The following is a 4,515-nucleotide window of genomic DNA, read 5'->3' as shown; positions in this document are numbered from 1 at the left end:
AGATATGGATGAGAATTTAAAAGAAAGAGTTAAAAAATATCAGTATTAAAAAATCAGGTAGATTAATTTTATCTACCTGACTTATAAAATAAAAACTACTTACACACTTTTATTGACAAACCCAAAGCATCAGCACTTGCTACCATAAATTACTCGTAAATAGAATACTGTTCCCAAATTTTTTCCAAATCATCAAAGTATTTTTTTATTTCTTCTTTCTCTTTCATACCTACAGATATGGCAAGTGCATTAGCTACAGTCATAGCAGGAACTAAAGAGTCAACAAATGACGCCATATTACTTTTTACTAAAAGAGTATTGTCAGACAAACACGCTACTGGTGCAAAATAACTATCTGTTATTGATATAATATGAGCTCCTTTATTTTTAGCATAGTCAACAACTTGATATGATTTTTTTGAATACCTAGGAAAACTAAATGCTATTATTACATCTTCCTCGTTTATTCTAACTATTTGCTCAAAAACATCTCCCATGTCTAGTCTTATTACATGAACATTATCTAATATTAAATCTAAATAAAACCCTAGGTATTGAGCTATAACGTGAGAACTTCTCATACCTAAAATGTATATTTTTCTAGCTTTTAATATTTCTTCTGAAGCGTCCTTAAAAGCTTTTGCATCAATTTCTTCCAAAGTTCCTCTTATATTATCTATATCACTCTTTAGAACCTTACTAAGTATTGTTACATCATCAGAATAATCATCATTGGCCATTTCCACCCTTTGCACTGTTGTTAATTTATTTTTTATTAACTCTTGTAATGCATCTTGAAGTTTTGGGTATCCTGGATATCCTAAAGCATTAGCAAACCTTACCACAGTAGACTCACTAACACCTACAGTTTCCCCAAGTTTACTTGCAGTCATAAATGCTACTTTATCATAATTTTTAATAATATATTGGGCTATAAGCTTTTGCCCCTTACTCATTTTAGGATAACGAGATTGTATAATTGAAATTAATTGTTTACTATCATTTATATTATTTGTAAATTCCATAATATGCTCCTCTTTCTTTTGTGAAAAATATGAAGTATTTGTAAATTATTCATACTTATAACTTAATTATACCACTGTTTATATTAAGTTATAAAATATTATTTCATTTTTTCATTATTCAATATATTTTTTATAAGGTAGCAAAATTATATATTTCTTAACCTTTTTTTTCTACTAGTATAAGCTGAGGTGGATTATTTATTTGATTTGTAAATTCCATATGCAATACATTATATTGTTTTTGATCTAAATTATCTAAGTACTCACATATATAATTTTTTTCATCAAGGCCACCCTCATGTCCTATATATGCTGCTATACTTATTATTCCATTTGGCTTTAATAATTTTAAACTTTTTTTGATTGCCTCTAAAGTAGTATCTGGCTTAGTAATAACCATATGCTTAGCCCTTGGTAAGTACCCTAAGTTAAATACAACGCAGCTTACTTCTTCTTTCACGTATTTATCTAAGTTTTGGTGGCCATCAAGGATTAGCTCAATTCTATCCTCCATATTATCTCTTACAACTTTTTTTCTTGTAGAAGTTAGAGCTTCTTCTTGAACATCAAATGCATATACTTTACCAGTTTCTCCGACTAAATTTCCTAAGTATACTGTGTCATACCCATTTCCCATAGTAGCATCAATTACTACATGGCCTTTTTCAATAATTTTCTCTAAAAATATTTTGTTTACTTCAGTTATTTTATTTATATATTTTGCTCTTAACATAATCTACCTCTATATACTTTTAAGATAATTTATTTCTTCTTCTGTTAAATATCTGTATTCACCCATTTTACAGTCATTTAAAGTTATTTTACCCATAGCTACTCTTTTAAGCCTAAGTACAGGATGATTTATAGCTTTACACATTTTTCTTACTTGTCTGTTTTTGCCTTCATGTATTTTTATTTCTAGTTTAGATATATCTCTATTTTTATCATAATATACTATTTTAATATTGGCTGGTGCTGTTTTATAGTCTTCTATATATAATCCAGATTTGAAATTTTTAATTTCTTCTTCACTTAACTGACCTTTTACCATAGCAATATATGTTTTGTCAATTTCGTGTTTAGGATGAGTTAATTTGTATGTTAAGTCACCATCATTAGTAAGTAATAAAAGACCGCTTGTTTCATAATCTAACCTTCCAACAGGAAATACTCTTTCTTTTATATCACTTAATAAATCTATTACACTTTGTCTGTCAAATTGATCTTTAACTGTTGTTATGTACCCTTCTGGTTTATTTAATAATATATATACTAAATTTTCGTCAAGAGATATTTTCACTCCATCAACTTCCACTCTATCTTTTTGTTCATCAACTTGAAAAGATAATTCTTCTATTAACTTTCCATTTACTTTTACTTTTTTATTTAAAATAAGTTCTTCAGCTTTTCTTCTAGATGCTACTCCACAAGAAGCTATATATTTGTTTATTCTCATATTTACTCCTTTAATTATTTTTTTATCCATAGTAAATACTAATATATGTGACAAATTTTCACAAGATATTTTTATTTATTATTTATATTTCCTATAAAATAAAAAAATAAACTGCATATGGCAGTTTATTTATAATTAGCTTTATTTACTCATTCATTATCACTTGTATCTTTTAATTGTATATCTATATTTGTTTGTGAATTATCTTCAGTCTCTTCTTTTATAGAATCTTTTATTAATTCCTCTTTATTACTTTCCTCAGTTTCTTGCTTTTTCTTTTCTTCTTTTTTCTGATTATTATAAATCATTTCCGATTCCAACTTATTAATGTCTTTTTCAGAGGCTTTCTTTGCTTTTTCTTTTCTTTCTAAAGCTTCTTTTTCAGCTCTTTCTTTTAGTTTTTCAAGTTCAGCTTTTTTGTTTATTGACTCTCTCTTTATTTGTTTAGAACCTGAATCTATATTTACAATTGAATCCAGTTCTTTTATGGCTTTCTCATAATCATGCTTTTTTTCGTAATTTTGTGCACTTTGCATCTTTCTTGCTTGCATATACATTGCTCTAGCTGACTCATTTTCTGAATCTTCATTTAAAACTTGAGATAATAAAGTTAAAGCTTCATCATATTTATGACTTTCAAGCTTTTCTTGTCCCTTTATTAAAGAATTATTTACAGTTACTTTACTACATCCACCTGTCAAAGCAGTTATTAAAAACAATACTAATAATAATTTCTTTTTCATGAAAATCCTCCCTATTGTATAATATAGTTTATCATACACCCTAAGTTTGCACATTATAAAATTCTATATAATTATATTTGTACATTAGTAAGTATTTATACAACATTTATTGCAAAAAACATCTCAAATTAATAAACCCTGCAAAATATAATATGTATGAATTAAACTTATCAATATCTGAAAACGATATGAAACCACATCAAAAATATAGCCAAGCACACTATATTTACATAAAGGTATATACAAAACATTCACTAATTTATTAAATAATAAAATAAATAATTATTTTGCTAAACTTTAATAATCTATATACTATAAAAAATTAAATCAAAGTCATAGGCGATAATTATTAGTATAAGAGTATCTGAGGATATGACGGCTACCTATTCTCAAATTAGAGATGCATTAATTCAACTCTCACTTAAAACTAATACTTATTTAATTGAAGATGATGACAAGTTATTATTTATAGCCGAAGAAAAACCATTAGTTATCAAAAATAAAAAAGATGATTTTTCTAAAACTGAAATAGAATCTTTACTTAAATCATTTAAAAATATTTCTTTAAAAGTAGATAAACTAAAAGAAACAATGCATGACGATATTGAAAATAGAACCAATGAAGACAGTTTTAAAGATATAATAATTAATGGGGAAAAAATAACTTTAACTAATCAGCCTATTATAGAAAATGGCATACTTCAATTACCAATAGAAGAAGTTACTAACAAATTAGGGTTTAAAGTAGAAAACAAAAAGTCTAAATTAATCTTAACAAAAGATGAAATTGTTTTTGAATATGAAGTAGGAACTAAGAACATTAAAATGAACGATACTTTAAGAATATTATCAACAAAATCTCAAGTTAAGAACAAAGTTATTTATGGAGAAATGGCATTTTTACTTAGAGAAATGGGCTATATCTTAAAGTATGATGATTTTAAAGATACTGTAGAAATAAGAAATAAATAAATTTATGATAGTATCTAATATCTAAAAGAGTGTGTGAAAAAAACTCTGTAAATAACAAAATTCAACAGCTTTCTATGATAATATTTAATTATTATAGGAGGCTGTTTTATTATGGGAAAAAGAAAACAAAAGCTTAGCGAAGGAAAAAGAAATATCATAGCAAATTTAATTGAAGAGTATGATATTCAAAGCGCTGAAGATATACAAGAAGCCTTAAAAGATCTACTTGGCGGAACTATAGAGAGCATGCTTAAGGCGGAGCTAGATAATCACTTAGGGTATGAACCTTATGAAAGAACTGAATCTAGTAATTCACGTA

Annotated in this window: 6 protein-coding genes; 2 read left to right on the top strand and 4 right to left on the bottom strand. The window is 26.4% G+C overall.

Translation table 11 applies throughout. The annotated features are described in order from the left end of the window. Nucleotides 1-149: 149 nt before the first annotated feature. From K0040_RS19605 to K0040_RS19590, 4 genes are all read right to left on the bottom strand, one after another. On the bottom strand, nt 150-1,025 hold the full coding sequence (locus K0040_RS19605; protein WP_228110393.1) for a MurR/RpiR family transcriptional regulator: 876 nt from the start codon (nt 1,023-1,025) through the stop codon (nt 150-152). Nucleotides 1,026-1,182: 157 nt separating this feature from the next. Further along, complete coding sequence (gene mnmM / locus K0040_RS19600) at nt 1,183-1,758, bottom strand: tRNA 5-(aminomethyl)-2-thiouridylate-methyltransferase MnmM (protein WP_228110392.1); 576 nt, start codon at nt 1,756-1,758, stop codon at nt 1,183-1,185. Between the two features lie 9 nt (nt 1,759-1,767). Continuing rightward, on the bottom strand, nt 1,768-2,481 hold the full coding sequence (locus tag K0040_RS19595) for a pseudouridine synthase (protein WP_228110391.1): 714 nt from the start codon (nt 2,479-2,481) through the stop codon (nt 1,768-1,770). Nucleotides 2,482-2,630: 149 nt separating this feature from the next. Next, nucleotides 2,631-3,224 carry a tetratricopeptide repeat protein gene (locus tag K0040_RS19590; RefSeq protein WP_228110390.1) on the bottom strand — a complete coding sequence of 198 codons (594 nt, stop codon included), beginning with the start codon at nt 3,222-3,224 and terminating at the stop codon, nt 2,631-2,633. Nucleotides 3,225-3,596: 372 nt separating this feature from the next. Between K0040_RS19590 and K0040_RS19585 the strand changes: the two genes are divergently transcribed. Together K0040_RS19585 and K0040_RS19580 are read left to right on the top strand one after the other, a co-directional pair. Further along, complete coding sequence (locus K0040_RS19585; RefSeq protein WP_228110389.1) at nt 3,597-4,196, top strand: stalk domain-containing protein; 600 nt, start codon at nt 3,597-3,599, stop codon at nt 4,194-4,196. Nucleotides 4,197-4,307: 111 nt separating this feature from the next. Next, on the top strand, nt 4,308-4,515 hold a 208-nt coding region (locus K0040_RS19580; RefSeq protein WP_228110388.1), incomplete at its 3' end, for a transposase.

The organism is Terrisporobacter petrolearius (assembly GCF_020748185.1).
GTDB lineage: Bacteria > Bacillota > Clostridia > Peptostreptococcales > Peptostreptococcaceae > Terrisporobacter > Terrisporobacter petrolearius.
Note: the sequence above shows the minus strand (reverse complement) of the source record. Positions and strands in the feature narration are given on the sequence as shown.

Bases quoted from the DNA above. Each gene is read 5' to 3' on its own strand.
- K0040_RS19585 (WP_228110389.1), top strand. From the start codon at position 3,597: ATGACGGCTACCTATTCTCAAATTAGAGATGCATTAATTCAACTCTCA.
- mnmM (WP_228110392.1), bottom strand. From the start codon at position 1,758: ATGTTAAGAGCAAAATATATAAATAAAATAACTGAAGTAAACAAAATA.
- K0040_RS19595 (WP_228110391.1), bottom strand. From the start codon at position 2,481: ATGAGAATAAACAAATATATAGCTTCTTGTGGAGTAGCATCTAGAAGA.
- K0040_RS19605 (WP_228110393.1), bottom strand. From the start codon at position 1,025: ATGGAATTTACAAATAATATAAATGATAGTAAACAATTAATTTCAATT.
- K0040_RS19590 (WP_228110390.1), bottom strand. From the start codon at position 3,224: ATGAAAAAGAAATTATTATTAGTATTGTTTTTAATAACTGCTTTGACA.